The 2,745-nt window shown below is 54.7% G+C and carries 2 protein-coding genes; one reads left to right on the top strand and one right to left on the bottom strand.

All coding sequences use genetic code 11. The features are described 5' to 3' along the window. Positions 1-149: 149 nt before the first annotated feature. Positions 150-1,547: a monomethylamine:corrinoid methyltransferase gene (locus ACP5PX_RS07770; RefSeq protein ID WP_428085388.1), complete on the top strand. Its 1,398-nt coding sequence runs from the start codon at positions 150-152 to the stop codon at positions 1,545-1,547. A 16-nt stretch (positions 1,548-1,563) separates the two neighbouring features. Here ACP5PX_RS07770 and ACP5PX_RS07775 read toward each other — a convergent pair. Further along, positions 1,564-2,745: ABC transporter substrate-binding protein (locus ACP5PX_RS07775; RefSeq protein WP_428085389.1), on the bottom strand; the 1,182-nt coding region annotated here is incomplete at its 5' end.

A 2,745-nucleotide genomic window follows, 5' to 3' on the forward strand; every position in this document is an offset into this window, starting at 1 on the left:
CTGTTGATGAACTTGGGCGTCGGTCGATGAGATCCTTTCAAGAATTGGTTCGACGAGCCAAACCGGAGCTTGCGCAGAAGATTTCGCGTTTATTTTTGCAACAATGCATTTTTTAGGAAAAGTTTTTATTTGGATGTCGCTGCCTTGTTATGGAGGAAAAAATGCCGGTTCCACCTTGGAGGATAAACGAGGTCCTAGAAAGATCTGAAACGGGACCCATCTGTATGGAAAGGGATTTTGACACGAAGATACTTTTCCCCGAGCTTAAGCGGGTGATAAAGGAATATGATATAAAGTTTGACCCGGAGACAATCATACCCGCAGACGACACGCTTGCTGATGATGTCTGGGCGGCGGCCTTGGACCTTTACCTCACTGTAGGTACGCTTTGTATCAACACCCATCGAAGGATTCTGTTCACAGAAAGGGAGGTCAAGGAGGCTATGAAGGCCTTCCCGGGCGAGATAACCGTGGGTTATGGTAAAGATGCGAGAAAAATGTCCCACCGAAAGGTCGAGGACAGAAAGAGGCCCTTCTGTCTGTTCAGTCCGGACATCACCTATGACGAGGACCTTTTTGTTCCAGTTGCCATGGCCTACCTTCAGGAGCCTCTCGCCGACGGTGTCTGCGGCCCGTTGCTTGATGAGATCGAGGGCTCGGACATCAAGGCCAACGCACCCACCGACATCAAGGGCTCCGTTGCCCATGCGCTGATGTTTCGCGAGGCGGCCAGGCGGGTGGGTAGACCGGGCATCTTTTTGCAGGGAGTCGGGACGGCCGAGGCCGACACCGCCCAGATTGCCGTGAGCAATCCGGAGTGGGGTGAGCGGTTAACCGACGGCAGATTTGTCCCCACGATAACCGAGCTGAAAATAGACTATTCGGCGCTGAACCGGATGATCCACTACCACCAGTACGGCTGTTTCGTCGGCTGTCTCTTCGGCCCGCTTTTCGGAGGCTACTGCGGCGGTGCGGAGGGAACTGCCGTGGTGGGGGTGGCCTCCCACATTCAAGCCCTGATGGTCGCCCAGGCCCATTACTCGAATTATTTCCCGATGCATCTGATGTACTCCTTTAACACCTCTCGCGAGCTACTCTGGGCGATAAGCGTGACTTACCAGACACTGGCAAAGCACACCCCGTTCATCTCGACATCCAATGGTTTCGCCGCCGCGGGTCCGGCCACGCCGATGGTACTCTATGAGGCCGCGGCGCACGGGTTGACCAGCTCGGTTTCGGGCGGTAATCTCTGGGAAATGGCCGTGGCGAGAAACAAGCACAAGAACCGGGCCACGCCGATGGAAGGGAGGATGGCCTGTGAGATAGGCTGCGCGGCCGCGGATCAGGGGTTCAAGCGGGAGGATGCCAACGAGATCGTGAAAGAGATCGTCAAGAAGTACGAAGCCAATCTGACCAACGCTCCGCTGGGCAAGACCTTCCGCGAGTGCTATGATGTCAGAAAAGTGAGACCTAGAGAGGACTATATCAAACTGTTTGAAGAAATCAAAAAAGAATTAATTCAGCTTGGGGTGCCCTTCCTTTTCTGAGCACCGGTTTTAGACTTCAGTAGACCACTACAGGCTCGGGCAGCCACGAAATCTCTTCGGTGCCGAAGTCCCACATGCCGACCTGGACCCACTTCCATTCGCCGCCTATCTGCATTACCTTGTAGAGTCCGAAGTTGCGTCCTGATCTGTCACCATACTCGTTCAGCGGTGACCAGCCGCCAACTCCCTGGTAAACGTCGAAGACCATGGGCAGCTGGGCCTTGACAGCATCTGCGTCGTACTGGTCAGCAGCCATGAGTGCCAGCGCCAGGGTCCAGACACAGTCGTATCCATTGAGTCCGTAAAGGTCCGCTGTTCTTCCGAGCCTCTTTTGTACTTCAGCTTGTATTTGCTGCATTTTTCCGCTCGGGGTTGCCATCTTTGCTGGGAAGATGCAGTCCGTTGTGGATACCATTTCAGCGATAGTGGGTGTGCCGACCACCCAGTCGCAAAGGCTGGGCCCATCGTTGGTCAGCCACTTTATTCCCCAAGCCGCGGGGTTGTATGCTGCCAGCGCTTCGTAAATTGCCTTGCCTTCCTCGAAGCAGACGATGAACCAAGCAACCTTGTCAGCTCCGTACCGTGACTTGGCGCTCTGAACGGCTGAGTTGAGCGCGCTAGCTTCGGCGCTGAACTCTACGGCATCGGGGGTGTACCTTATTCCTTCATCCACCGAGATTCCGGCCTTTGCGGCAGCGGTTCTAGTGGCTTTAACGACGCTGTCACCCCAGGAGTCGCCTCTCCAGAGCGGAATCAGATAAGTAACACCTAGATATTTTGCCAGACTGACCAGCATTTGTCCCTCCTGAGCGCTGGTGGGCATGAGTCGGTAGACGTAGTCATTAGCCACGGCTAAGTCGATGGCCGTAGAACCATAGGACAAAAGAAGTATTTTGTTAGCGTTGGCGTATGACATGGAACCTCTGAGGTCCCCACTAGTTCCCCAACCGCTGACTATCGTAATCCCCTTGGCATGCAAGCTCTTTAGCTTTTCTAGGGCAACATCTGGTTTGGTTTCAGAGTCCTCGACCACAAGGGTCATTGTCCAGCCGGCGTTGGTGTTCTTTAAGTGTTTGTTAACTTCTTCAAGGGCGATGTTGGCAGTTGTTATGGCCTGCTCACCCCAGAAGGCGTTGCCTCCGGTCAGACCGTCCACCCAGCCGATCTTCACCTCGCCGGAGAGACCGCCAGCGGCTGG

Source organism: Hadarchaeum sp. (SeqCode), assembly GCF_049969415.1.
GTDB lineage: Archaea > Hadarchaeota > Hadarchaeia > Hadarchaeales > Hadarchaeaceae > Hadarchaeum.